This is a genomic window from Actinoallomurus oryzae (genome assembly GCF_039541955.1).
Taxonomy (GTDB): Bacteria; Actinomycetota; Actinomycetes; order Streptosporangiales; family Streptosporangiaceae; genus Actinoallomurus; species Actinoallomurus oryzae.
Genome location: NZ_BAABHF010000024.1, coordinates 20,091 through 44,824, shown reverse-complemented (window position 1 = coordinate 44,824; position 24,734 = coordinate 20,091). Strand labels below are relative to the sequence as shown.

Genomic DNA, 24,734 nt, shown 5'->3' with positions numbered 1-24,734 from the left:
CGGATGACGTCGCCGCTGGGAATGGATGGGACAACGGGTGGGGATCGGATCGAAGGCCGGCGTCGCAGCGGAGCGCCTGGGAGCCTTCCGCGTGCTGAACGCCTTTCTCCGGGCGCCGGCGACGCGGGCGATCGGCACCGCGGCGCGGTCCAGCACGCGGGTGGTGCGCAGGACACTCCGCTCGACCCTGCAGGGGGTCGGCCGCGGAAAGGAGTTCGCCAAACGCGTCCTGACCCGTGACCCGATCGACGTCGCGAGCGGCGAGGTGGTGCTCCGGCAGGTCGACGTCGAGCTGGAAGCCGTGCTCCCGATGGTGATCGAGCGCACGCACCTGTCGTCCTGGACACACGGCCGGCTCTTCGGTCCCTCGTGGGCCTCCACTCTCGACCAGCACCTGGAGATCGACGACGACGGCGTCTGTCTGGCGGGTGAGGACGGCATGGTGCTGGCCTATCCCGCGCCGCCGCTCGGGCGGAGCGTGCCGCCCGAGAACGGCCCGCCGCGTCTGCTGGCCCGCACCGCCGAGGGCGGATACACGGTGTCGGAACGCCGGACGGGGCGCACGTGGCACTTTTCTCCGCTCGGCGCGGCCGGGCGCACGATGCCGCTGCGGGCGATCACCGACCGGAACGCCAACCGCATCGACCTGGACTACGACGAGGCGGGCGTCCTCCGCGAGCTGCGGCACTCGGGCGGCTACACCATCGGCGTGGACGTCGAGGACGGGCGCGTCCGGAGGCTGTGCCTGCGGAGCGGAGAGCCCGGCGGCGACACGGAGCTGGTCCGGTACGGGTACGACGGCGTGGGGCGGCTGACCGAGGTCGTCGACTCCTCCGGCGAGCCGCTGCGGTTCTCCTACGACGACCTGGGCCGGTTGACCGGGTGGACCGACCGTAACGGCCACTGGTACCGCTACGAGTACGACGATCAAGGGCGGGCGGTGCGCGGCACCGGATCCGGCGGGTTCCTGGACGCGACCCTGACCTACGACGTCCCGGGGCGGGTCACGACCGTCACCGACTCGCTCGGCCACACCACGCGCTACCACCTGAACGAGTTCGGCCAGGTGGTGACCGAGGTCGATCCGCTCGGCCGCGAGACGCGGCGTGAGTGGGACCGCCACGACCGGCTCCTGGCCGAGACCGACCCGCTCGGTGCCACCACCCGCTACCACTACGACACGGCGGGAGATCTGACCGCCGTCGAACGGCCCGACGGGCACCAGGCCCGCGCGACCTACGACGACCTGGGCCGGCCTGTCGAGGTGACCCAGGCCGACGGTGGTGTCTGGCGCTACGGCTACGACGAGCGGGGCAACCTGACCCACTTCGCCGATCCGCTCGGCGCCCTCACCCGTTACACCCACGACGAGCGCGGCGCCGTCACGTCCGTCATCGATGCGGCCGGTGGCGTCCAGCGCCTCCGGTCGAACGCCGCCGGGCTCCCCGTCGAGGTGACCGACGCCGACGGCGCCACCAGCCGGTACGAGCGCGACGCCTTCGGCCGGGTGGTGACCGTCGTCGACCCGCTGGGCGGCCGTACCGAACTCCGCTGGACCGTGGAGGGGCGGCTCACCGAGCGGGTGCTCCCCGACGGCGCCGTGGAACGCTGGACGTACGACGCCGAGGGCAACGAGATCGAGTACGTCGACGCCTCCGGGCGGGTGACGCGCACCGAGTACACCAACTTCGACGTACCGACCGCGCGCACGACACCGGAGGATGGCCGCCTGGAGTTCGGCCTCGACACCGAACTGCGCCTGGTCGCGGTGACCAACGAGCTGGGCCTCGTCTGGCGGTACGAGTACAACGCGGCCGGCGAGCTGGTACGCGAGACCGACTTCAACGGCCGGACGCTCGGCTACGCCCACGACGCCGCCGGCCGGCTGGCCGAGCGGGTCAACGGCGCCGGCCAGGTCATCCGCTACACGCGAGACCGGCTCGGCAACGTCGTCCGGCAGTACGACGACCAGGAGACGGTGTTCACCCGTGACCTCGCCGGCCGGATCATCCGCGCCGTCAACGCCGACGCGGATGTGCGCATCGACCGGGACGTGATCGGCCGGATCACCGCGGAGACCTGCAACGGCCGCGTGCTGTCCAACGTCTACGACGCCCTGGGCCGCCGCGTGGGACGCCGCACCCCCAGCGGCGCCGAGTCCGTCTGGAGTTACGACGCCGTGGGCCGGCCGCTCGCGTTGCGGTCCGGAGGGCAGACGGTGCGGTTCGGCTATGACCGGGCCGGCCGCGAGGTTCGCCGGCACATCGGTGACGGCGCCGTCCTCGACCAGCGCTGGGACTCGGGGCACCGGCTCATCGCCCAGACGCTGTGGGGGGCGCCGGCGCGGGACGGCCGGGTCACGACGGGCCCCGCGCCGTCCGCGCCCGGTGCGGCGCGGCTCCTGCAACACCGCGCGTACCGCTACCGGCCGGACGGCCACGTCACCGGCATCGCCGACCAGATCTCGGGGGAGCGGCGGTTCGAGCTGGACGCGGGCGGCCGTGTCGCCTCCGTGGTCCACGCCCGGGGCTGGACCGAGCGCTACGCCTACGACCAGGCCGGGAACATCACGTTCGGGACCTGGCCGGCATCCTCGTCCGCCGGCGCGCCCGCCGATGCCGGAGAGCGCGAGCTGCACGGCACGCTGGCCCGCCGTACGGGCACCGCACACCACGAGTACGACGGCCAGGGCCGTGTCGTGGCCCGGCGCCGGCGTACGCTCTCCGGGCAGGTGCAGGTGACGCGGTTCACCTGGAGCGCCGACGACCGGCTGGTCGCCGTCGCCACGCCGGACGGCTCGACGTGGCGGTACCGCTACGATCCGTTCGGCCGGCGGATCGCCAAGCAGCGGGTGTCCGGCCGGCGCGGCGAAGAGACGGTCGAGGAGCAGACCGACTTCACCTGGGACGACACGGTACTGGCCGAACGGACCCACACCGTACGGGGCGGGGAAGGCACCACGACCACCTGGGACCACGAGCCCGGGACGTTCCGCGCGCTGACGCAGACCGAGCGCATGCGCGTGCCGTCGCAGGAGTGGGTCGACCGGCGGTTTCAGGCGATCATCAGTGATCTCACCGGCAGCGCCACCGAACTGGTGGACGCGGCGGGTCACGTCACCTGGCACCGAAGCCGCACCGCCTGGGGAGCGCCGCTGCCCTCGACCGGCGCCGAAGACGCCTGCCCGCTGCGTTTTCCCGGCCAGTATCACGACGCGGAGACCGGCCTCCACTACAACTACCACCGGTACTACGACCCGGCCACCGGCCGGTACCAGTCGCCCGATCCGCTCGGCCTGGCACCGCAGCCGAACCCGCACGCCTACACGCGCAACCCCGTCACGCTGATCGACCCGCTGGGCCTGACGCCCTATCCCGCGGAGACGAACTGGAGCCCCAAGAGCACCAAGACGTTCGGCCACACGTTCACGAGACATGGGCAGAAGCAGTTCAACAAGCTCAAGGGCCGAGCGGCCAGCACGGGCCAGGCGCAGGGACACTGGCTGGACGACGAGGGGGCGGCCGCTCTGATGAAGGAGAATTACCGCCCGGAGGCCACCGAGCCCTACGAGGTGGCACTCCCGCCCAAACTCGGGGAGGTCATCAATCCCGACGGCACGACGACCGCCGCCTCGGTGGCGCGGCTCGTGCCGATGAAGGGCGGCATCTACCGATCCGGTTTCCCGCTTCCTCCTCCGGAGTAGCCGAACATGTCATTTCACGTGAAGTTCCTGCCGTCCTCCGCGCCCGACGGGGCGGGTGTCCTCGACGAGGACGAGCCGATCGACGACCCGATGACGTTCGCGATCGAGGTCTGCCCGGTGCTGGAGGACCTCGGGGTGGGGTTCGTCGCCGGGGGCTTCGGTGAGGAGCGCTGGCCGGTCGACGTGGCGACGGACCTGGCGACGATCGTCCCCCAGCTGCGCGACCTGATCGCCGCGCTCGGGGCCGGCGCCCCGGGCATGCTGGAGTTCTTCGAGCAGGGGATCGAGCGGCGCGTGTCGTTCACCCCGCAGGGGGACACGGTCGAGCTCCACTGTGAGTCGTGGGGCGGCTGGAGGCCGCCGACACCGGTGGAGCACGCCGATCTCGGCGCGACACGGGCGATGCTGACCGATCTGGCCGTCGGTTTCTCGCGCGAGGTGGCGCGCCTGCTCCCCGCGCTCGCGGGCTCGCCGTACCTGCCGGCCTGACGCCGTACGCGCAGGTCGGCGGGCGTTTCAGCCCCCGGGCCCTCCATACAATCGAAGAAGAAGGGGAGAAAACCGCTGGCGGACTTGGGAGGCCGCTGAGTGGTCGACAGCGAGGGGGACACGGCCCGCCGGGTCGCGCGGGCGCGTGAGCGGTTCCTGGCCTCCGGAGACGCGCCGCAGACGCCGCTACGCGCGGGGATCATGGAGTCCTGGCGCCGCTCGCTGTACTCCGGCGTCGACTGCGACCGCCTTGACCCTCCCTATGCCGGCGACCTCGACACCGGCGGCCGTCTCATGTGCGCCGCGCGGCCCGTCCTGGACCGGCTGGAGGAGACGCTCGCCGAGGCCGCGATGGGCCTGCTGCTCACCGACGCTCAGGGCCGCGTACTGGACCGGCGCGTGAGCGATCGACGCCTGACCCGTCAGCTCGACGAGATCCTGCTCGCCCCGGGCTTCAGCTACGCCGAAGAGCATGTCGGGACCAACGGCATCGGCACCGCGCTCGAGACGCGAGGTGTCTCCTGCGTGTTCGGCAGCGAGCACTTCCTCGAGCCGCTGCAGCGGATGGCGTGCGCCGGCGCGCCCATCCGGGACCGCCTCACCGGGCGGCTGGCCGGGCTGCTCGACATCACGGCCTGGCACTCGGACGCCGGCCCGCTGATGGCGGCCGTGGCGCAGGACGCCGCCCGGGAGATCACCCAGCGGATGGTCGAGCTGGGGTCGGCGGGTGAGCGGGCGATGCTGGAGGAGTTCCTGGCCGCCCGGGCGCGCGGCGGCCGGGCGGTCGTATCGGTCGGAGAGAACCTGACCATGGTGAACGGGCCGGCGGCCGACCTGCTCGACCAGGCCGATTACGCGCTTCTCCAGGACAAGGCGGCCGAGATGTCGCGGTCGGGCCGGGAGACCGTCGGCCGGGTCACGCTGTCGCGGGGCGAGACGGCCACGCTCCGGTGCCGTGCCGTCGGGACCCACACCGGGACGGCGGGCGCCGTACTGGAGATCGCCATGGTGGAGGACCGGCCGTCGTCCCCGGCGCCGAACCGGCCCTGCGAGCTGGACCTGGCGGGCGGCTCCGTGGCGTTCAGCCGGGTATGCACCGAGTTGTCGGCGCGGTGCCGGGCCCGTACCTGGACGGTCGTGGAGGGTGAGCCCGGCGTGGGCAAGCTGACGCTCGTCGCGGCCGCGCACCGCCGCTGCACCCCCGAGGGCACGCTCTCGGTGATCGAGCCGGACGCCCTCGACGAGGACCCGGCCGCCTGCCTGGACCGGGTGACCTCGGCCACGCGCCGTCCCGGCTCCACCGTGGTCCTGCGCCACCCGGAGCGGTGCACCGCCGCCGCGCTCGCGGCGATCGCGAGCCGGCTGGACTTCTGGCCGGACGCGGCGTCCGCCTCCGCGGACCGGCCCTGGGTGGTCGCCACCCTGCCGGTGGGCGCCGAGCTCGCCGACGAGCTCTCCGGCCGGCTCCCGGTCACGCTGACCGTGCCGGCGCTGCGCCATCGCATCGAGGACGTGCGGGATCTCGTCCCCGCGCTGCTGTGCCGCTTCACCGCCGGCCGTACGGTGTCGTGCGGTCCGGCGGCCATGCGGATACTGCTGCGGTCGGCCTGGCCGGGCAACGTCGCCGAGCTCGCGGACGTGCTGCGGCAGGTGCTGGCCCGCAGGCGCACCGGGCAGATCGAGCCCGCGGACCTGCCCGCGTCCTGCCACGCGCGGAGCCGGCGCGTCCTGACCCCGTGGGAGACCACCGAGCGGGACGCGATCGTCGGGGCCCTTCTGGAGACCGGGGGCGACCGGGCCGCCGCGGCCGACCTGCTCGGCATCTCCCGCGCCACCATCTACCGCAAGATCAACCTTTACGGCGTCTCGGTCGGCCCGCGATCGGCCGGAAGGCGGCGTGACGTCTCAAGATGAGACATCTTCCGGCGGGAGGCGTGGGGTTGTCTGAAGTCATGGTCGAGACGACGACCCAGAGCGTGTGCTCCTCATCGGCTCGGCGGCGTCACCGACGGACCACCGCTCCCGGCAGGACCATGACCATCAGCTGCGTCATCGTGGATGACAACGATCGCTTCCTCAGGGCCGCCGGCGCGCTCCTCGAGCGCGAGGGAATCACCGTCGTCGCGGTCGCCACGAACTCCGAGGAGGCGCTGCGGCGGGCCGGAGAGTTCCGGCCGGACGTCCTGCTGGTCGACATCGAGCTGGGCCAGGAGAGCGGCCTGGACCTCACCCGCCGGCTGACCGCCGCCGCACCCGCCCCCTGGTCGCGGGTGATCCTGATGTCGGCGCACTCCGAGGACGACTTCGGCGGCCTGATCGACGCGAGCCCCGCCCTCGGGTTCCTCGCCAAGCCCAGGCTGTCCGGAGGAGCGATCCGCCGCCTCCTCGGTGACGGACACGGGGAACCGGGGTGAGCGAACCGCGCCGCGGTGCGCGATGCTCGGGGGCATGACAGATCGCAGACGCGGGCGGACCGAGCCCGAGACCGACACGACCGTACGGTCGGAGGACTGGGACGGGCGTGACCTGACGGGCGAGCGCCACGAGCGGGTGGCGTTCGTCGACGTCGACCTGACCGAGACCGTCACTCAGGGCACGGCCTTCACCGGCTGTGTGTTCCGCGGCGTCCGGTTCAACGCGTCGGCGCACACCAACACGGCGTTCACCAACTGCGTGTTCACCCGGTGCGCGTTCTTCGACGCGACCTTCACCGGCTGCAAGCTCGTCGGCAGCGCCTTCGACGCCTGCACGTACGGATTGCTGAAGGTCTCCGGCGGCGACTGGTCCTTCGCCGAGCTGGCCCGGGCCGACCTCGGCGGCGCCTCCTTCGAGGACGTGCGGATGCGGGAGGCCGACCTGACCGGCGCCCGGCTCGGCGGTGCCACGCTGCGGAACGTCGACCTGTCCGGGGCCTCGCTGCACCGTGCGGATCTGACCGGCTGCGACCTGCGGGGCAGTGACCTGTCGGCGCTCGATCCGCTCTCGGTCGAGCTGAAGGACGCGGTGATCGACCCGGCGCAGGCCATCATGATCGCGACCAGTCTCGGCCTGGAGGTGCGGTCGGGATGAGCGCTGTGCCCGCCGGACGGGCCCCGCGGGTGCGCCGGGCCGGGGTGACCGCCGCCCTCGCGCGTCTGCGCGAGCTGATGCGGCGGGAGATGGGCGGACCCGTTCTGGGTCACGGGATCTAAGGGACTTTTCGGGGAACCCTTCTCAAGAAGGGCATGGGTTCCCCGCCGGACGCGGGTCCGGCGTTGATCGCATGCCACTGGTCGAGCGCGTGGACGCAACGGGTGGGTGATCTGGTGCCGGAGCCGAAGAAGGTCGGGCTGCTCTACCGGGATCTCGGCATCGCCGACGTCTCGGTCGGCGACGGGAGGCGCGGCAACGCGCTGTCGAGCGACGACTGGCGTGAGCTGGAGCAGATCTTCCGTCGCCTGGCCGAGGACGACCAGGTGCGCGCGGTGGTCGTCCGGGGCCAGGGTGGCACGTTCAGCTCCGGCTCGGACATGCGCGAGTGGGTCCAGGCGGACCGGATGGACGTCGCGGAGAGCTTCGCGGCGATGGAGGCGGCCTTCACCGCGATCGAGGACCTGCCGGTGCCCGTGGTCGCCGAGGTCGAGGGCGTGGCGGCGGGCGCGGGATGCCAGCTCGCGCTGGCCTGCGACCTTCGGGTGCTGGCCGACACGGCCCGGATCGGGATGCCGATCGCCCGGCTCGGCATCCTCGTCAGCCCGCTGTTCGCGGCCCGGCTGAGCGTGCTGGCCGGCCCCGGGGTCGCGCGGGAACTCCTCTACACGGGGCGCCTCGTGTCGGCCGAGGAGGCGGTGCGCCTCGGCCTGGCCACCCGGAGCGTGCCCGCCGAGGACCTGGCGGCCACCACGCGCAGGCTCGTGCTCTCGGTGGTCCGCCATCCGCCGTCGGCGATCCGGGCGGCCAAGCACGCGGTGGACGTGGCGCTCGCCCCGGCCCGCGCGGCGGCACGGGCGCAGGCCGAGGGGCCGCCGGTCGCCTACGACGAGTTCCAGCGGGGGATCATGACGTTCCTCTCGCGCAGTCCCGCGTCCGGCCCTGACCGCGATTCTTCCGAGGGCTGAATTCGCCGAACGCATAATGTGCTCACAGTGAAATTCATTGACCGGCTGAATTTTCGCGTATAAGTGCACGATAAACGCTCCGCCCCTGGCGAACGACCTTTTCCTGAACCGGGAATCGTGATTAATGTCGTTGTCGCCGAACACGCGACAACGAACGGGTGGCATTGTGACGTCACAGACCCTGCCCCGGCCGCTGAGCGACGCGAGCGCCGTCGAGTCGCCGCTCGTCTCCCCGGGAGAGCAGCTGCACCAGCGCCTGCTGAACAACCGCATCGTCTTCCTCGGACAGGAGGTGGACGATGAGATCGCGAACCGCATCTGCTCGGAACTGCTGCTCCTGTCCGCCGAGGACCCGCGCGGCGACATCTACCTCTACATCAACTCACCCGGCGGCTCGGTCACCGCCGGCATGGCGATCTACGGGATGATGCAGTACATCCCCAACGACATCGCCACCGTCGCGATGGGGTTCGCGGCGTCGATGGGCCAGTTCCTGCTCTGCGCGGGTACGCCGGGCAAGCGGTACGCCCTGCCGTTCACCCAGGTCGTCATGCACCAGCCCCACGGCGGCGTCGGCGGCACGGCCACCGACGTCAAGATCATGGCCGAGCAGATGCGGCACACCAAGCGCACGCTGGCCGAGCGCATCGCCTTCCACACCGGCCGGCCGCTGGAGCAGATCGAGCGCGACTCCGACCGCGACCGCTGGTTCACCGCCGAGGAGGCGCGCGAGTACGGCATCATCGACCACGTCGTAACGGCCGCCCGCCGCGTCGACGGGCCACTGTCGTGAACGCCCGGTCGGCGGCGGGTGAACGCCACGTGTTGCCCTCCTACGCCGAACGCACGTCGTACGGCCACAAGGAGACGAATCCGTACAACAAACTGTTCGAAGAACGGATCATCTTTCTCGGCACGCCGATCGACGACGCCGCGGCCAATGACGTGATCGCGCAGTTGTTCACGTTGGAGTTCCTGGATCCCGACCGCGACATCAGCGTCTATATCAATTCGCCCGGCGGGTCCCACACGGCGATGACCGCGATCTACGACACGATGCAGTTCGTCCGGTGCCGGATCCAGACCGTGTGCGTCGGCCAGGCGGCGGGCCCGGCCGCCGTGCTCCTCGCCGCCGGTGCGCCGGGCGGGCGCGCGGCACTGCCGCACGCGCGGATCCTGCTGCACCAGCCCGCCACCGAGGGCACCCGCGGGCAGGCCAGCGACATCGAGATCCAGGCCGAGGAGATCCTCCGCGTCCGCGCGCAGATCGAGACGCTCCTCGCCCGGCACACCGGCCAGGACCCCGGCCGCGTAAGCCGCGACATCGAGCGCGATCGGTTCCTCACCCCGGAGCGGGCCCGGACGTACGGCATCGTCGACGAGGTCATCGCGAGCCGCAAACGCAGCCTGGTCGCCCTGGCGTAGGCGGCGAACCGGCGGTCGTGGCGCGAAGATCTCGATAGCCTCGACCGCCATGAGCCCCGACGAGAGCGACGAATCTCCCGAGATCGCCGTGATGAGGCGGCCGGTTCGGCCGCTCGCCGCCGTGGCCGCCGCAGCCGGGCTCCTGCTCGCGCTCACCACGGTGCTGATCTGGGCGACCGGCGTGGTGTGGCACGTCGAGCAGCGACCGCGGAACACGGCCGTCTCGGTGTACGTGGGCGTCATGGGGGCCTCGCGGTCCCCCTGGAACGGGCCGAACGCCGTGGCCACACTCCTGCTGCTGGCCGTCCCGCTCGCCGCCGCCGCGCTCGCCGCGGTGGGTACCGTACGGCGGCGGCCTCGCCTGATCCGCCTGTCGGCCGTGCCGGCCGCGGTCGCCTTCGTGGCCACCTGGGCCCTGATCGGCCACGCCTACATCTGGGGAGGAGTCCACTCGACGATCGACGCCCCCGGCCGGCCGATCCGGATCGCGATCGAGCCCCGCCCGCGCATCGAGGCCGCCTGGCCCGCCGCCCTGGTCTTCTCGGCCGTGGCGCCGGCGGCCGCGATCGGCGCCTGGTGGATCCTGCGCCGGGCGCGTTCGTCCTAGCGGACCAGGCAGTCCAGGAGGCGGTCCAGCTCGGCGGCGGGGTCGCCGGTCAGGCCGGCGTGGACCGGGCCGGTCTGGACGATGGTGCTCCGCGGCGCGGTCAGCCAGCGGAACCGGCTGCCGAGCGGCTCGTCGCCGGCCTGGCCGGCGTGCGGGCCGCCGTGGCAGGTGCACTCGACCGCGGTCAGCGCGGCGCGTACGCCCTCCAGGTCCAGGCCGGGGTCGAGGGCGCGGAGCCGGGCCGCGTCGACGTGCACGCGGCAGCCGAGGAAGTCGCGGGCCTGGCAGTAGACGATCACGCCGACGTTCATGCTCTCGCCGCGTTCGACACGAGGCATCACGCGGAGCGTGGCGTACTCGAAGACGTTCATCGGCGCAGCCACCCCGGCCGTGCCTTGCCCCGCGGGGCCGGCGGGCGTGCGGGCCGTGCGGGTCCGACCTCGGGCAGCCACACCGAAGGGTCGGCGGCGCGGGCGTGCAGATGCGTCACGTACGCCGCCGCGAGCTCGGCGGGGGAGTCGAAGCCCGGCTCGTCCTCGAACCACTCGACGGGCACCAGGTCCACCACCGTACGGAGCAGGTCGTCGGTGATCCGCGGGGCGAGCTCGCGCCCGGCGGCCTGAAGGGCCTCGTCGTCGACGAACGTGGTGAGGACGTGGTCGCTCGCGTCGTACGGCTTGGCGGTGAGCCGGTCCGCGCTCGCCCACGCGTGGTGGAAGTACAGGCTCGCCCCGTGGTCGATCAGCCAGACGTCGCCGTGCCAGACGAGGAGGTTCGGGTTGCGCCAGCTGCGGTCGACGTTGCCGATGAACGCGTCGAACCACAGCACCGAGGCGGCGAAGCCGGGGTCGGGGGACCAGGCGAGCGGGTCGAAGCCGAGCGAGCCGGGCAGGTAGTCGATGCCGAGGTTGCGGCCCGGGCTCGCCTTGAGCAGGTCCTGCACGTCGGGGTCGGGTTCGTGTCGCCCGATCGCCGGATCGAGGTCGACGGTGACGATGTCGGGGACCCGCAGGCCGAGCCGCCGCGCGAGCTCGCCGGCGATGACCTCGGCGATCAGGGCCTTGCGGCCCTGGCCGGCGCCGTGGAACTTCACGACGTACGTGCCGAGGTCGTCGGTCTCCACGATCGCGGGTAGTGACCCGCCCTCGCGCAGCGGCGTCACGTAGCGGATGGCGGTGACGTTGGACAGCACGGGCATACGGTATCGAGGTGTGGCGGCATGCGAGCACGATGCGCGCGCATGCCGCCCCCGAACGCCACGGACCCAGGCGGGCAGGCCCCGGAACCGCCCGCCCGGGGCCAGTGCATCCTAAGCGCGTGTTCGCCACCTGATGTGATGCATATGTCACACGTCGGCGGTTCTGGTGGTCCGTATCCGGGGGAGGAGGCGGAACAGCCGCTCGGCAACGCCCGGCGGGACGTGGACGGTCCTCCCACGGAAGCGCACTCGTCCTTTACTCTCCTCTCGGGCAATATGCGGCATATCAGTCATACCGGGCCGCGCCCGAAAGGGGCATCGATGAGTGTCGAGGTAAGCGAAGCCGCGATCGCCGGCGTGGACCTGGACGTCCTGGACGAGATCCAGCGGCGGGTGCTGTGGCTCGCGGTGCGCATCGTCGACGCCGCCAACCGCGAGCGGCAGACCGGCGACGGCATCAAGGTGGGCGGGCACCAGGCGTCCAGCGCCTCGCTGGTGACGGCGATGACGGCGCTCTGGTTCGCGTACCTGCGGGCCGAGGACCGGGTGAGCGTCAAGCCGCACGCCTCGCCGGTGTTCCACGCGATCAAGTACCTGCTCGGCGACCTCGACCGCTCCTACCTCACCACGCTGCGGTCCCGCGGCGGGCTCCAGTCCTACCCGAGCCGCACCAAGGACCCCGACGACGTGGACTTCTCCACCGGTTCGGTCGGGCTCGGCGCGGCGGCGCCGCTGTTCGCCGCCGCGGTCCGCCGCTACGTCGACGCCCACTGGGGCAGCGACCACCCGAGGCCGCCGCGGTTCATCGCCCTGCTCGGCGACGCCGAACTGGACGAGGGCAACGTCTGGGAGGCCATCGCCGACCCGGCCACCCAGGGCCTCGGCAACGTCATGTGGCTGGTCGACTTCAACCGCCAGTCGCTGGACCGGGTCGTGCCGGGCGTGCGGATCGCGCAGTGGCGCGGCCAGTTCGAGGCGGCCGGCTGGCACGTCGTCGAGGTCAAGTACGGGCGGCGGCTGCGCGAGGCGCCCGCGTCCGTACGCGGCTGGATCGACCTGATGTCCAACGAGCAGTACCAGGCGCTGTTCGGGCTGACCGGCCCGAAGCTGCGTGAGGTGTTCCTCGACGGCGCGCCCGCCGAGGTCGGCGAGGCCGTGGCCGGCCTGCCCGACGACGAGCTCGCCCGGCTCGTGCAGGACCTCGGCGGCCACGACCTGGTGGCGATGCTGGAGGCGTACGCGCAGTGCGACGCCGTCACCGACCGGCCCAGCGTGGTGTTCGCCTACACGGTCAAGGGCCACGGCCTGCCGATCGCCGGCAACCCGCGCAACCACTCGGCCCTGCTCACCGCCGAGCAGATCGCCACGCTGCGTGAGAGCATGGGGCCGGCCGGAGACTGGGACCGGTTCGACCCGGCCACGCCCGCCGGCATCCTGTGCAACCAGCGGCGCGAGGCGCTGCGGCGCCCGCCGGCGAACGTCGCGCTCGACGTGACCGTGCCCACCGCGACCGGCGTGCGCACGACACGCCCGGTCTCCACCCAGGACTCCTTCGGCAAGATCCTTGTGGACCTGTCGCGGAACGAGAGGCTCGCGCCGTACCTCGTCACGACCGCGCCGGACGTGGCGACCTCGACGAACCTGGCCGGCTTCATCAACCGCATGGGCGTCTTCGCGCCCGCCGAGCAGCGCGCGTGGAGCCCCGACCCGCTGCTGAGGTGGACCGAGGGACCTCAGGGCCAGCACATCGAGCTGGGCATCTCCGAGATGAACCTGTTCCTGCTGCTCGGCCAGCTCGGTCTCTCCGGTGACCTGCACGGACGCCCGCTCCTGCCGGTCGGCACCGTCTACGACCCGTTCGTGTGCCGCGGCCTGGACGCCTTCATCTACGGCGTCTACTCGGGTGCCCGGTTCGTCGTCGCCGGGACGCCGTCCGGTGTCTCGCTCGCCCCCGAGGGGGGCGCGCACCAGTCGAGCATCACCGCCTCGATCGGCCTGGAGCTGCCGAACGTCACCTACATCGAGCCGGCCTTCGCCACCGCGCTGGACTGGCTGCTGTGCGACGCCCTCGGCCGGATCGCGGCGGGGCCGGGGGAGGCGCCGACCGCGGTGCCGGCCGAGGAGGGCGCGTACTACTTCCGGCTGACGACCCGGCCGCTGGACCAGACGCCGTTCGAGGAGGCGCGGGCCCGGCACGGCGACGCGGTTCTGCGGCGGCAGGTCCTCGCCGGGGCGTACTCGCTGCGCGAGTCGAACGTGGACGGACCCTCGGTCACCCTGGCGGCCACCGGAGCCGTGCTGCCGGAGGTGCTCGCCGCCGCCCGCGAGCTGGAGGAGGAGGGCATCGCCGCGAACGTCGTCGACGTGACCTCGCCGGACCGGCTGTACTCGGCCTGGCGGCGCACACTGCGTCAGGGCGTGCGGACCGCGACGACCCCCTCCCAGGCGGGCGCGCTGCGGGCGGCGTTCCCGGACCGGGCGCCGATCGTCACCGTGCACGACGCCGCCTCGCACGCCATGGCCTGGCTCGGCTCGGCGCTCGGCGTGCCGTGCGTGCCGCTCGGGGTCGATGAGTTCGGCCAGTCGGGTTCGATCCCGGAGCTGTACGAGCTGCACGACCTGCTGCCGGGCTCGATCGTCAACGCCGCCCTGGCCGCCTTGTCCCTGTGAGACTCGTCCCTGTGAGACTCGTTTCGGTGCGGGACCGCCCGGAACCCACGAGGGCTCCGGGCGGCCTCCGGGTCAGCCGGCCAGCGACTCTCCGGTCTCCAGCAGCGTCTTCAGCCCGCTGAGGACGCGCATCCAGCCGGGGCCGGAAACGCTCCTGGCCGTCTTGGGCGCGCCCTCCAGCCGGTCGTGGACGGCGGTCAGCAGGCACGTGCCGTCGTCCTGGGGCTCGATCTCCCAGGTCACCCGGCTGGTCTCCTCCTTGGCCATCTCCTCGTCGTACAGGGAGCGCCAGCCGTGGACGAGCCGGCGCGGCGGGTCCCACTCGATGACCTCGTCATCGCCCCACAGCTCGCCGTTCGGGCCGTGGGCGACGTACCGGCCGTCCGTCATCGTGATGCGGGCGCCGTGGAAGTACTTGGCGGTGAACTCCGGGTTGGTGATGGCCTCCCAGATCCGCTCCGGGGTGGCCTTGATGAACACCTGGTAGACCTGCGTGGTCAGTGTGTCGGTCGTGCTGGTCACGGTCTCCTCCAGCCGGGTCTTGAGCTCGCTGAGGGCGGCTGCCCGCCGCTCGGTGTACTTGCCGATCCAGCGGTCGTGGATCCGCCGGACCGGCACGGGGTTGAGGTAGTGCGTTCGGCTGCGTCCGGTCTTTCGCGAGACGACCAGCCCGGCCTCCTCCAGCACCCGCAGGTGCTTCATCACGCCGAAGCGGGTCATGTCCAGCTGGGACTCCAGCTCGGTGAGCGTGCGGCCGTCACGCTCGAAGAGCCGGTCGAGCAGCAGCCTCCGCGTCGGGTCGGCGAGCGCCTTGAAGACGAGGTCGTCGTCCATGCCGGAGAGAATAGGTGACCAAATGGTCACCTGTCCAGGGTGGTGGCCATGGTCGGGTCGCCGCGGTCGTGGGGCCGGGCCGGGGCGGCACGTATCCGCTGAAAGCCGTCGTCGTACGGATGTCTCGCAAGGTGGCCGAATGCGGGCATGGTTCCGGCGGAACCGTGCCCGGCACGCCGCTCGTCTTACGATTGTGATCATGTCCGGGCCGTATACGTGGTCGACTCTTCCTGAGGGGGACGGGGTCGAGTTGCGGGACACGGCCTCCCAGCGGTCGACCATCCTCCGCCGGCCGCCCCCCGACCTGCTCGAGATGGACGACATCGTCCGCATCGAGGCCCTGGCGTTCCGCGAGGGCGACCGGCCGCAGGCGGAGCTGTTCGGCGCGATGGACACCGACCCGTTGCGCGTGCTCACCGGGATGAACTGGCTCATCGCCTTCTGGGCCGTTCTGTGGGACCTGCGCACCGGCGAGCCGGCCGACGGGCTGATCCGCTCACTCGACTACAACGGGCCCTGGCGCAGCGGCGCCATCCCCGAGCGGGAGCAGGTCTGGCACACGATGAGCCAGCGCGTGCGCTCGGGCGTGCTCGCCGCGCTCACCGGCAACCCCGAGGCCCACCGTGTGTACGAGGACGAGGTGCGCCGGCTCGCGCCCGACGTCTTCCTGCACGTCACGCTGACCATCATGGACGCGCTGAGCCGTGACCTGGTCCGGCGGGGACTCGGCCTCGACGGCATGGCCGCCGGTCTGGCCGAGCGCACGCGCCCCGGCTCCGTCGGCGGGCCGTCGTTCTCACCGCCGCGCTGACGGCCCGGCCCGGCGGCGATCCGGCGGGCGTCAGCCGCCGGGCAGCCGTTCGCCGCGTACCGCCTGGATGTCGATGGCCACGCGCAGCGTGGTGCCGATCGCGCCGATGCCCGCCGAGAGGATCTGGTTGTAGACCATCGAGAAGTCCTCACGCCGCAGCTCGGTCGTCGCGCGGAACGCCGCGCGGACGCCGCCCCACGGGTCGGGGCCGGTGCCGAGGTAGGACATGTCCAGCTCCACCGGACGCCGGACGTCCTTCAGGGACAGCGCGCCGTGGACGGTCCAGCGCTCACCGCCGACCGGTACGACGTGGGTGCCCAGGTAGCTGATCACCGGGAAGCGCTCCACGTCGAGGAAGTCGGGGCCGCGCAGGTGCCCGTCCCGCATGGCGTTCGCGGTGTCGATGGTGGCGGCCTTGATCTCGGCGCTCACCCGGGACCGCTCGACCGGCTCGGCGATGTCGATGCGGCCCCCGAACTCCCCGAACCGCCCGTGGATGCTCGACAGGCCCAGGTGCCGGACGGTGACCATGATGCTCGAATGCGCCGGGTCGATCGTCCATGGTCCGGGCAGGGGCAGCTCACCGTCACCGGTCTGGCGGTCCAGCACCACGGTGCCGAGCTCGGCCGCGCCCGCCGGCCCCACCTTGGCGGTGGAGGCCGCCGGGGCATAGCCGATGGCCGTGACGATCGCGGTGTAGCGCCCGGTGGGCAGCGGCCCGGTGCACACGACGCCCTCGGGGTCGGCCTGGGCACGGGAGACCTGCTGGCCTGTCATGTCGGCGACGGTCACGACCGCGTGGGGCACGGCCCAGCCGTCCTTGGTACGGATCCGTGCGCGCACGCCGCGGTGGTCCGTTGACATCGATGTTCTCCTCGAAGGGTCACTCGTCCGGGTGGCTGAGGGTGAGACCGAACGGCTCGGGCGCCGTCTCGCCGACCGTCACCGCGGCGGCCACCGGCGGGTAGCCGCTGGCGATCACGGTGTACGGGCCGGGGTCGAGGTCCTCGAAGGAGTACGCCCCGTCGGGACCCGTGGTGGCGGTCGCGACGACGTTGCCGGCGGCGTCGACCAGCGTGACCCGGGCGTCGGAGAGCAACAGGTCGTCCGATCCCGCGCGTACGGTGCCGTGCACGCGGGCGCCGGCCGGCAGCCGGACCTCGCAGCGCGTGGTGCCCTGGCCGTCGACCGCGACCGGCAGCGCGCCCGGCCGGTGACCGGCGGCGGTCACCGCCACGACGAACGCGCCGGCGACGAGGTCGTCGAACTCGAACTCCCCGTCCGCGTCGGTCTGGGCCGAGGCGATCACCTCGCCGTGGGCGTCGGTCACGACCACGATCGCGCCTCCGACGCGCTCGCCGGTCGCGGCGCTGCGCACCACACCCGCCAGGCCGGAGGTGCCCGAGAGCGTCACGTCGTAGTGGAGCGGGTCACGGGCGACCGCGACGGAGGCGGCCTGCGGCTGGTGCCCGTCGGCCGCGGTGATCAGCATGTACGGACCCGCGCTGGGCGCCCGCAGCGCGTAGGCGCCGTCGACGCCGGTGGTGGCCCGGTCGACCTGGCGTCCGCCCAGGTCGATCAGGGTCAGCGCGGCGCCGCAGACGGGCCCGCCGTCGCCGCCGCGCACCCGGCCGTGCACCGGAGTGCCGAACGCGCCCGAGCCGGCCGACGCCATCGGCGCGTACGCCGGTGACGTCTGGGCGGCGAGCGGCCCGTCGTCCACCGGCTCGCCGCGCGCGCCGACGGAGGCGAGCACTCGGGCGGGCGGCGGCGCCTCGGCCGTCACGGCCTCGCGTACGCCGGGCTCGGCGACGACGCGTGCGGTGCGGCGCGCGCCCCGGCTGTCGACCAGCACCGAGACGACGACGGCCGCGAGGCAGATGACGCCGACCGCCCACCACAGCGCGACGGTGAAGCCGTGCACCAGTCCGGCCGCGGCGAGCGCCGGCGAGGGCGGACCCTGGGCGTGCGCCGCGATGTAGGAGGTCGTGGCGGTCGCGCCGATGGTGTTGAGCAGCGCCGTGCCGAGCGAGCCGCCGACCTGCTGTGAGGTGTTGACCATCGCCGAGGCGATGCCGGCGTCGTGCGCGTCGACACCCGCGGTGGCGAGGTTCATCGCCGGCATCAGCGCGGTGCCCAGCCCGATGCCCAGGAGTAACTGGGCGGGCAGCACCGAGGCGGCGTAGGCGCTGTCGACTTGCAGCCGGGTGAGCAGCATGACGCCCGCCGCGGCGACGAGGAGGCCGGGCACCATGAGCAGGCGCGCCGGCACGTGGTTCATCAGCCGCGCGGAGATCTGCGTCGAGCCGGTGATCATGCCGGCCGTCATCGGCAGGAAGGCCAGCCCGGTCTCGACGGGGGAGTAGCGCTTGACGGTCTGGAGGTAGTACGTCAGGAACAGGAACAGGCCGAACATGCCGATCACCGACAGGCCGACGGACAGGTAGGCGCCGGCCCGGTTGCGGTCGAGGATCACCCGCATCGGCAACAGCGGCGACCGGGTCAGCGTCTCGACGACGACGAACGCCACCAGCAGCACGCCCGCGCCGGCGAGCAGGCCGACCACGCCGCGCTCGCCCCAGCCCTCGGACTCGGCGCGGGTGAAGCCGTACACCAGCGCGACCAGGCCGGCGGTGACGAGCACGACGCCGGGCAGGTCGAGGCGGGTGTGGGACCGGGTGCTGACCGGGTCGCGGACGAAGGCGATGCCGCCGGCCAGCCCGACCACGGCGACCGGCACGTTGACGTACAGCGCCCAGCGCCAGTCGAGGTACTCGGTGAGCAGGCCGCCGACGATCAGGCCGACGGCGGCGCCCCCGCCCGCGATCGCGCCGTAGATGCCGAACGCCTTGGCCCGCTCGGCCGGTGCGGTGAAGGTGACGGCGAGCAGGGAGAGCGCCGCCGGGGCGAGCAGCGCGCCGAACGCCCCCTGCAGGGCACGCGCGGCCAGCAGCATGCCCTCACCGGTCGCGGCGCCGCCGACCGCCGAGGCGGCGGCGAACCCGACGAGCCCGATGAGGAAGGCGTACTTACGGCCGATGAGGTCGCCGACCCGGCCGCCGAACAGCAGCAGGCCGCCGAACGCGAGCGTGTAGGCGGTGATGATCCACTGCCGGTCGGCGTCGGAGATGCCCAGGGCGTGCTGGGCGGAGGGCATGGCGATGTTCACGATGGTGGCGTCGAGAACGACCATGAGCTGGGCGAGGGCGATGAAGACCAGCGCGATCCAGCGCCGGGGGACAGGTGGGCCGGAGACCGGTGCGGTCATCGACATGAGGAGACGTCTCCAAAGTTGGGGAATCAGCGCCTGGGCGAGCGGTGTGTCGGCAGGACTGCCATCGATCGGAGATCGTGGGGCCGGGCGGCGCGTGCACCATGAGCCGCGCCACCCCCTGTCGCCCCGAATAACATAATGTACTGGTTCCGTCACTGAGGGTACATCAACCATGTGACGGGATAAAGACCGAACACATCGCAAATGACCCAGCCGCTGACCAGGCCGTACGGAGCCAAGCGTCGTGTGTCAGTAACCTCCGGGCCGCCCGGCGGACCATGTCCGTCCACCGCCGTTGATCAAACTTCTCGGTCGGCACGTCATGGGACGAGCCGGGGAGGATCGGATGAATCGCCTGCACACCGCCGTTGCCGCCACCACCGTCGTGGCGCTGTCCCTCGCACTCGGCGGCACCGCCGGAGCCGCGCCCGCGCACGGCCGTACGCTCGCGCCGCACGACGACACCTACCGCGTGCGCGCCGGTCACACCTTGAGCGCACCGGGGCTGTTCCGGAACGACGACGGCGACCCGATCACGTTGACCTCGCACACCTCGCCGGCACACGGCTCGCTCAGCCTCAATCCGGACGGGACCTTCCGCTACACGCCGGCCGCGGGCTTCACCGGCACCGACACGTTCACCTACACGGTGACCGACGCCGTCCGGCTGTACCCCACGCACCTCCCGCCGCTCGCCACGATCGGCGGCGTGAGGATCACCGGCGGGGCGTACGGCTCGTCGCTGGCCCCGGTGCCCGGCTCGCGTGACGAGTACTACGGCCTGACCGACCGCGGCCCGAACGTCGACGGCCCGGACGGTGAGAAGATCCTCCCGCTACCGGGCTTCACGCCGTCCATCGGCCGGTTCCGGCTCGCCGGCGGGAAGGCGACGCTGGAGCGGAAGATACCGCTCAGGGAGGCCGACGGCACCCCGTACACCGGGCGCGTCAACCCGGAGGCCGCCACCGGTGAGAAGCTCGTCGACCTGAACGGCGAGGCGCTCGCGCCGAACGAGTCCGGTTACGACTCCGAGGGCCTGGTCGCCATGCCCGACGGGACGTTCTGGGTGTCGGACGAGTACGGCCCGTTCATCACGCACTTCGACCGGAGCGGACGGGCGACCCGGAGGCTGTCGCCCTTCGACGGCTCCCTCCCGCGCGAGCTGGCGAACCGCGTGCCGAACAAGGGCATGGAGGGGCTGACGGTCACACCGGACGGCCGGACGCTGGTCGGCATCATGCAGTCGGCGCTGCAGCAGCCCGACGTCACCGCCAAGCCGGGGAACGTCACCACCCTGCGCATCGTGACCTATGACCTGCGCACGCGGGCGACGCACGAGTACGTCTACCTGCTCGACGACCCCAAGGACAACAGCGGCGCGGTGAGCGAGATCACCGCGCTGGGCGGCACCCGGTTCCTCGTCGACGAGCGCGACGGCGGCTTCGAGCCGGACGCCTACAAGAAGCTGTTCACGATCGATCTGGCCGGCGCGACCGACGTCGGCCCCTCCGCCTCGGTGCCCGGTGCCACGTACGACGCGGCAAGGGGCGGCCTGCTCGCCGGCGGCAGGAGCATCGACGCGTACGTCGGCAAGGACGACACCGCCCAGTCGCGGGCCGACCTGGCCGAGGTGGGCATCACGCCGGTGCGCAAGTCGCTGGGGCTGGACCTGGGCGCGCTGCTGACCCGGCTCGACCCGAGCGGCGGCTTCTTCGGCCACGACAAGGTCGAGGGGGTCGCGACCACCGACGGCGGGCGCACGATCGTGGTCAGCAACGACAACGACTTCGGCGTGGACGGCGTCACCGGCGACACGCCGCCGTTCCGGCTGCACGCCAAGACGCTGCCGAACGGCGCGCAGGACGACGGCGAGTACCTCGCGATCGACACGACTCGGCTGCCCGCCGCGACGCGGACGGCGACCGTGACCATCAGGGTCACCGCCCGGTAGCATCGGCGGCCGTCCGGCCGCGGTCCGTGGCCGGACCGGTCGAGCGGGACGAGAGATGGCGAGCACACACGCGGTCGAGGTCGGCGCCACGACGGTGGTCAAGCGGTTCCGCCGGTGGGACCAGGACGAACACCGGCGCGAGTGGCGCGCGCTGGCCCTGCTCGCCGAGCACGCGCCCGGGCTGGCGCCCACGCCGGTACGTGCCGACCTGGACGCGGACCCGCCGAGCGTGACGATGGCGCGCCTGGACGGGACACCGCTCGCCGGCCGGCTGACCGGCGTCCAGGTCGACGGGCTCGCCGAGGCGGTCGCCGCGGTCCAGACGGCGATCCCCGAGCCGGTCCTGCGCGGCCTGCCGTCCCGGCTGCTCCACCCCCTGGTCGCCCTGCGCCGGCTGCGTGGCCAGTGCGCACGGCGACCGCCGCCGGGCGAGGACCCGGTCGTGGCGCGGGCCTTCGACGAGGTCACCGGCTGGGTCGCCCGTCCCCGGCTGGATGAGGTCTTCGCCGCCGAGCTCACGCCGGTCTTCGGGCTCGGGGACGGCAACCTGGCCAACTACCTGTGGGACGGCGACCGGGTCCGGGTCGTGGACTTCGAGTACTCCGGGCGGAGCGACCGCGCCTACGAGCTGGCCGAGGTGGTCGAGCACATCAGCGTGTGGGTGGATGACGGTCTCGACGCGTCGGCGCTTCTGTCGCGGTTCGAGCTCACGTCCGCGGAGACGGCGCGCCTCCGTGAGTGCCGGCGGCTGCTGGCGCTGTTCTGGTTCCTGTCCGTGCTGTCGGAGGATCCACGGCACCCGCGCAACCCGCCCGGCACCGCCGTACGCCAGGCCGGGCGCCTGCTGGCGCTGCTCGGCGCCTGAACGCGAGGACCGGTCCCGCTGCCACCCGGGACCGGTCCTTCGCCGTCTCGGTCCGGACGCGCAGAGGACCCCTCGAGACGGTGTGCCGCGCCGGCGAAGCGATGGCTGCCGCTGAGGCGCCGGGCGCAATGCCTACTATATCTACCGGAAATGCTTTGTAAAGGCTTACGCCAGGGCATCGAGGGCGGGACGGTACAGCTCCGCGCGGATCCGGGCGATCGTGGCGCCGTCCTTGGCCGCCAGCGGGGCGGCGAGGGCGAGCGCGGTCGCGGTGACCTCCGGCTCGGGAACCGCCCGGTGGGCGATGCCCGCGGCGACGGCGTCCTCGCCGCCGTACCGGCGGCCGGTGACCATGGCCTCGTGCGCGGTGATCTTCGGCAGCCGCGCCTGGATCAGCGCGCTCATGCCGGGCGTGAACGGCAGCCCGAGGTCCACCTCCGGCAGGCAGAACCATCCCCGGTCGGCGCGCATCACGCGGTAGTCGTGGGTCAGGGACAGCATCGCGCCGGCGGCGAACGCGTGCCCGTTGACCGCCGCGACCGTCGGCATCGGCAGCGTCAGCATCCGGGCGAACAGGCCGTGCACGCGATCGAGGTACGGGCCCCACTGGTCGGCGTCGGCGCCGAGCCGGTCCAGATCGAGGCCGTTCGAGTAGAACTTGCCGGTGCCGGTCGTCACGAGCGCCTTGGGTGCCGGTGCGTCGGTCAGTTCGTCGAGGGCCGCGGACAGCGCGTCCAGGAACTCGGGGCTGAAGCGGTTCTCGCCGTCGTCGAACCGCAGGACGTACACGTCGCCCTCGCGCCGCAGATCGATCATCGTGACCTCTCTCGCATCGTTATTACCCGTGGGTAACTGTAGAGGATCGGGCCGGCATCTCGTTCTTCCCGCCGCGAGAGCGCGCGGACTATAGCCTTGGCCCCGGGGCGACCTGCGGCATGACGCCGGCGCCCGTCTTCCCCGAAACAGAAGAGGCCCGCATGACCGAGGAATCCGGGGCCGTCGAGATCCTGTTCGTCGACGGCAAGGACGTGCCGATCAAGCACAAGCACGCTGACCGCATGGTCGTCATGCGCGACTCCAGCAAGCCCGACGGCGACGCGCTCTACTACACCCCGAACGAATGGGAGGCCTTCATTCTCGGGGTCAAGGACGGCGAGTTCGACGACATGGTCGAGAACTCCTAGCCGTCGGAGAGCACCCGGTGTTCGCGCAGCTGCGCCGCCACCCGGCGGGGATCTTCGGGTGGCAGCGCGGCGGCGAGCCGCCCGAGGATCTCCAGGTCGTCGTCGCCCGTCTGGGCGTAGGCCCACAGGTCGTCCACGTCGCCGCGGTGCAGCAGCTGCCGGCGCAGCTGGTTGCCGAGGTCGTCACGCTCGATCTTGATCGCCTTCGACTCCGAGCGCGGCAGTAAGGGCCCGGCGTAGAGACGCACGGCGCCGGCGACGTTGCCCGAGCCGAGCAGCCGTCGCACGTTGAGGAAGTCGGCCTCCACGTCGCAGTCGAGGCGGTACGGCTTGGCCCGCACCACGTCACCGAGCTGGCCGCGCAGCCGGTGGATCTCCGCGCGCACCGTCACCGGATTGCCCTCGTCGCCGTAGAGGTGGAACGAGGACTGCTCGCACGTCAGGCCGCGCGGGTGCAGGGCCATCAGTGCGAGGAGCTCGGCGTGGCGCAGCGACAGCGGGATGCGCCGGCCGTCGAGGACGGCGCACGGCTGCTGGTCGCCGAGCAGCCGCAGCTTGAGCGAGGGCCGTCCGCTCTCGACCGTGCGCAGCAGGAACGCCGAGCCGAGGTCTTCGGCGATCGCGCTGCGGCCGTCGGGCAGCGTCACCCGCCCCGCCTCCGGAATGACGATTCGCCGGTCGCGCCAGCGGTCGGGGTCGGCCGCCAGCACCCGCCCGGTCGTCGTCACCAGCACCCGCGTGTCGCCGCGGAGGCGGTGGAGGTGCCGGGCGCGCAGGCGTTCGTCGCGGCGGTGCATCTCGACCGTGAGCTGTGCCTCGGTCAGCCGGGCCGCCGCCTGGGCGAGCGCGACGACGGCCGGGTGCAGGGCGCTCTTCGTGCCGCTGATGTCGACGCAGCCGATCACCTGGCCGGTGTCGGGGTCGGTGATCGGCGCGGCAGCGCACGACCAGGTGTGCAGAACCCGGACGAGGTGCTCGGTGGCCTGGATGCACACGGGCCCGCCGACGCTCAGCGCCGTGCCGATGCCGTTGGTGCCGACCGAATCCTCGGCCCAGCGGAACCCCTCGGCCAGGCCGATGCGGTCGGCCCGGCGGCGTACGGTGCGCGGCCCCTCGCTCCACAGCACGTGACCGTCGGCGTCGGTGACCACCATGAGGTGGGCGGACGCGTCGGCCATTCCGCGCAGGGCCTCGCGCAGCATGGTCAGGTGCCGGTCGAGCGGGTGGGACCGCCGTACGCCGGCGATCATGTCGGCGTCGAACACCAGCGGAGCCGACGCCAGGCCGGGATCGACGCCCGCGGCGAGCGAACGCCGCCACGAGTCGGTGACCATGGGGCTGGGGGCGTCGCCGGGGGCGTGTCGGCCACGGTCGGCGATCGGATCGCGTGCGTCACTGCTCCGCGTCAAGGGCGTCTCCATGGGCTGTGGTCTTATGAGCATCCGTGCCGACGGCTCAGGTTGCAACCCAATACGTAAAACCTTCACCTGGTATTTGTCACATGCTGCTATCGAGTGAGTGCAACGTGTTTGCAACCCGGTGTCGCCTAGTGTGCGTGTCGCGGCACGGCGGGTGACGACTTTCACCCGGACGCAGCCGCACGACGGCGGTCCGCCCGGAGCCGTT

General features: G+C 72.4%; 22 protein-coding genes. 15 read left to right on the top strand and 7 right to left on the bottom strand.

Annotated elements, in window-relative coordinates:
• The first annotated feature begins 37 nt into the window (after positions 1-37).
• From ABEA10_RS21375 to ABEA10_RS21330, 10 genes are all read left to right on the top strand, one after another.
• On the top strand, positions 38-3,703 hold the full coding sequence (locus ABEA10_RS21375) for an RHS repeat-associated core domain-containing protein (RefSeq protein WP_345466462.1): 3,666 nt from the start codon (positions 38-40) through the stop codon (positions 3,701-3,703).
• A 6-nt stretch (positions 3,704-3,709) separates the two neighbouring features.
• Complete coding sequence (locus ABEA10_RS21370; protein WP_345466459.1) at positions 3,710-4,192, top strand: hypothetical protein; 483 nt, start codon at positions 3,710-3,712, stop codon at positions 4,190-4,192.
• Positions 4,193-4,291: 99 nt separating this feature from the next.
• The gene (locus ABEA10_RS21365; protein WP_345466457.1) at positions 4,292-6,106 is read left to right on the top strand and encodes a sigma-54-dependent Fis family transcriptional regulator; all 1,815 of its coding nucleotides are present in this window, start codon (positions 4,292-4,294) and stop codon (positions 6,104-6,106) included.
• 119 nt (positions 6,107-6,225) lie between these two features.
• Positions 6,226-6,606, top strand: a complete 381-nt coding sequence (locus tag ABEA10_RS21360; RefSeq protein WP_345466455.1) for a response regulator — start codon at positions 6,226-6,228, stop codon at positions 6,604-6,606.
• A gap of 34 nt (positions 6,607-6,640) precedes the next feature.
• A complete protein-coding gene (locus ABEA10_RS21355; protein ID WP_345466451.1) occupies positions 6,641-7,261 on the top strand; it encodes a pentapeptide repeat-containing protein in 621 nt (206 codons plus the stop codon).
• Entirely contained in the window at positions 7,258-7,383 is a 126-nt protein-coding gene (locus tag ABEA10_RS21350; RefSeq protein ID WP_345466449.1) for a hypothetical protein, read from the top strand. Before ABEA10_RS21355 ends, ABEA10_RS21350 begins: the two co-directional genes overlap by 4 nt.
• A 102-nt stretch (positions 7,384-7,485) precedes the next feature.
• A complete protein-coding gene (locus ABEA10_RS21345) occupies positions 7,486-8,289 on the top strand; it encodes an enoyl-CoA hydratase/isomerase family protein (RefSeq protein ID WP_345466447.1) in 804 nt (267 codons plus the stop codon).
• Positions 8,290-8,470: 181 nt separating this feature from the next.
• Positions 8,471-9,082 carry a ClpP family protease gene (locus tag ABEA10_RS21340; protein ID WP_425550943.1) on the top strand — a complete coding sequence of 204 codons (612 nt, stop codon included), beginning with the start codon at positions 8,471-8,473 and terminating at the stop codon, positions 9,080-9,082.
• Positions 9,079-9,714, top strand: a complete 636-nt coding sequence (locus ABEA10_RS21335; protein WP_345466445.1) for an ATP-dependent Clp protease proteolytic subunit — start codon at positions 9,079-9,081, stop codon at positions 9,712-9,714. The genes ABEA10_RS21340 and ABEA10_RS21335 overlap by 4 nt, the downstream gene beginning before the upstream one ends.
• A gap of 49 nt (positions 9,715-9,763) precedes the next feature.
• Positions 9,764-10,321, top strand: coding sequence for a hypothetical protein (locus tag ABEA10_RS21330; RefSeq protein ID WP_345466442.1), 558 nt, complete (start codon positions 9,764-9,766; stop codon positions 10,319-10,321).
• Here the strand turns inward: ABEA10_RS21330 and ABEA10_RS21325 are convergent.
• Positions 10,318-10,692, bottom strand: coding sequence for a DUF3037 domain-containing protein (locus tag ABEA10_RS21325; RefSeq protein ID WP_345466440.1), 375 nt, complete (start codon positions 10,690-10,692; stop codon positions 10,318-10,320). The genes ABEA10_RS21330 and ABEA10_RS21325 overlap by 4 nt on opposite strands.
• Positions 10,689-11,513: a HipA family kinase gene (locus ABEA10_RS21320; RefSeq protein ID WP_425550936.1), complete on the bottom strand. Its 825-nt coding sequence runs from the start codon at positions 11,511-11,513 to the stop codon at positions 10,689-10,691. The genes ABEA10_RS21325 and ABEA10_RS21320 overlap by 4 nt, the downstream gene beginning before the upstream one ends.
• A 327-nt stretch (positions 11,514-11,840) precedes the next feature.
• Between ABEA10_RS21320 and ABEA10_RS21315 the strand changes: the two genes are divergently transcribed.
• Positions 11,841-14,189, top strand: a complete 2,349-nt coding sequence (locus ABEA10_RS21315) for a transketolase-like TK C-terminal-containing protein (protein ID WP_345466436.1) — start codon at positions 11,841-11,843, stop codon at positions 14,187-14,189.
• 72 nt (positions 14,190-14,261) lie between these two features.
• Here the strand turns inward: ABEA10_RS21315 and ABEA10_RS21310 are convergent, their stop codons facing one another.
• Positions 14,262-15,023: an ArsR/SmtB family transcription factor gene (locus tag ABEA10_RS21310; protein WP_345466433.1), complete on the bottom strand. Its 762-nt coding sequence runs from the start codon at positions 15,021-15,023 to the stop codon at positions 14,262-14,264.
• Between the two features lie 199 nt (positions 15,024-15,222).
• On the opposite strand from ABEA10_RS21310, the gene ABEA10_RS21305 reads away from it, so the two are divergent.
• Positions 15,223-15,834, top strand: a complete 612-nt coding sequence (locus tag ABEA10_RS21305) for a hypothetical protein (protein ID WP_345466431.1) — start codon at positions 15,223-15,225, stop codon at positions 15,832-15,834.
• Between the two features lie 30 nt (positions 15,835-15,864).
• On the opposite strand, the gene ABEA10_RS21300 is transcribed toward ABEA10_RS21305, so the two are convergent.
• Together ABEA10_RS21300 and ABEA10_RS21295 are read right to left on the bottom strand one after the other, a co-directional pair.
• Positions 15,865-16,698 carry a YceI family protein gene (locus ABEA10_RS21300; protein ID WP_345466429.1) on the bottom strand — a complete coding sequence of 278 codons (834 nt, stop codon included), beginning with the start codon at positions 16,696-16,698 and terminating at the stop codon, positions 15,865-15,867.
• Positions 16,699-16,717: 19 nt separating this feature from the next.
• Positions 16,718-19,102: an MFS transporter gene (locus ABEA10_RS21295; protein ID WP_345466427.1), complete on the bottom strand. Its 2,385-nt coding sequence runs from the start codon at positions 19,100-19,102 to the stop codon at positions 16,718-16,720.
• Between the two features lie 352 nt (positions 19,103-19,454).
• Between ABEA10_RS21295 and ABEA10_RS21290 the strand changes: the two genes are divergently transcribed.
• On the top strand, positions 19,455-21,059 hold the full coding sequence (locus ABEA10_RS21290) for an esterase-like activity of phytase family protein (protein ID WP_345466425.1): 1,605 nt from the start codon (positions 19,455-19,457) through the stop codon (positions 21,057-21,059).
• A 55-nt stretch (positions 21,060-21,114) separates the two neighbouring features.
• Positions 21,115-21,924 (top strand): phosphotransferase, encoded by an 810-nt coding sequence (locus ABEA10_RS21285; protein WP_345466422.1) that lies wholly within the window; start codon positions 21,115-21,117, stop codon positions 21,922-21,924.
• A 165-nt stretch (positions 21,925-22,089) separates the two neighbouring features.
• Here ABEA10_RS21285 and ABEA10_RS21280 read toward each other — a convergent pair whose 3' ends face one another.
• Complete coding sequence (locus tag ABEA10_RS21280) at positions 22,090-22,740, bottom strand: enoyl-CoA hydratase/isomerase family protein (protein ID WP_345466420.1); 651 nt, start codon at positions 22,738-22,740, stop codon at positions 22,090-22,092.
• A gap of 161 nt (positions 22,741-22,901) precedes the next feature.
• Here ABEA10_RS21280 and ABEA10_RS21275 point away from each other — a divergent pair, with 161 nt between their 5' ends.
• Positions 22,902-23,108, top strand: coding sequence for a DUF397 domain-containing protein (locus ABEA10_RS21275; RefSeq protein ID WP_329256649.1), 207 nt, complete (start codon positions 22,902-22,904; stop codon positions 23,106-23,108).
• On the opposite strand, the gene ABEA10_RS21270 is transcribed toward ABEA10_RS21275, so the two are convergent.
• On the bottom strand, positions 23,105-24,517 hold the full coding sequence (locus ABEA10_RS21270) for a helix-turn-helix domain-containing protein (protein ID WP_345466416.1): 1,413 nt from the start codon (positions 24,515-24,517) through the stop codon (positions 23,105-23,107). The two genes, ABEA10_RS21275 and ABEA10_RS21270, sit on opposite strands and share 4 nt — an antisense overlap.
• Positions 24,518-24,734: the final 217 nt, after the last annotated feature.

Bases quoted from the DNA above. Each gene is read 5' to 3' on its own strand.
- ABEA10_RS21370 (WP_345466459.1), top strand. From the start codon at position 3,710: ATGTCATTTCACGTGAAGTTCCTGCCGTCCTCCGCGCCCGACGGGGCG.
- ABEA10_RS21360 (WP_345466455.1), top strand. From the start codon at position 6,226: ATGACCATCAGCTGCGTCATCGTGGATGACAACGATCGCTTCCTCAGG.
- ABEA10_RS21355 (WP_345466451.1), top strand. From the start codon at position 6,641: ATGACAGATCGCAGACGCGGGCGGACCGAGCCCGAGACCGACACGACC.
- ABEA10_RS21350 (WP_345466449.1), top strand. From the start codon at position 7,258: ATGAGCGCTGTGCCCGCCGGACGGGCCCCGCGGGTGCGCCGGGCCGGG.
- ABEA10_RS21330 (WP_345466442.1), top strand. From the start codon at position 9,764: ATGAGCCCCGACGAGAGCGACGAATCTCCCGAGATCGCCGTGATGAGG.
- ABEA10_RS21325 (WP_345466440.1), bottom strand. From the start codon at position 10,692: ATGAACGTCTTCGAGTACGCCACGCTCCGCGTGATGCCTCGTGTCGAA.
- ABEA10_RS21315 (WP_345466436.1), top strand. From the start codon at position 11,841: ATGAGTGTCGAGGTAAGCGAAGCCGCGATCGCCGGCGTGGACCTGGAC.
- ABEA10_RS21310 (WP_345466433.1), bottom strand. From the start codon at position 15,023: ATGGACGACGACCTCGTCTTCAAGGCGCTCGCCGACCCGACGCGGAGG.
- ABEA10_RS21305 (WP_345466431.1), top strand. From the start codon at position 15,223: ATGTCCGGGCCGTATACGTGGTCGACTCTTCCTGAGGGGGACGGGGTC.
- ABEA10_RS21300 (WP_345466429.1), bottom strand. From the start codon at position 16,698: ATGTCAACGGACCACCGCGGCGTGCGCGCACGGATCCGTACCAAGGAC.
- ABEA10_RS21295 (WP_345466427.1), bottom strand. From the start codon at position 19,102: ATGACCGCACCGGTCTCCGGCCCACCTGTCCCCCGGCGCTGGATCGCG.
- ABEA10_RS21290 (WP_345466425.1), top strand. From the start codon at position 19,455: ATGAATCGCCTGCACACCGCCGTTGCCGCCACCACCGTCGTGGCGCTG.
- ABEA10_RS21285 (WP_345466422.1), top strand. From the start codon at position 21,115: ATGGCGAGCACACACGCGGTCGAGGTCGGCGCCACGACGGTGGTCAAG.
- ABEA10_RS21280 (WP_345466420.1), bottom strand. From the start codon at position 22,740: ATGATCGATCTGCGGCGCGAGGGCGACGTGTACGTCCTGCGGTTCGAC.
- ABEA10_RS21275 (WP_329256649.1), top strand. From the start codon at position 22,902: ATGACCGAGGAATCCGGGGCCGTCGAGATCCTGTTCGTCGACGGCAAG.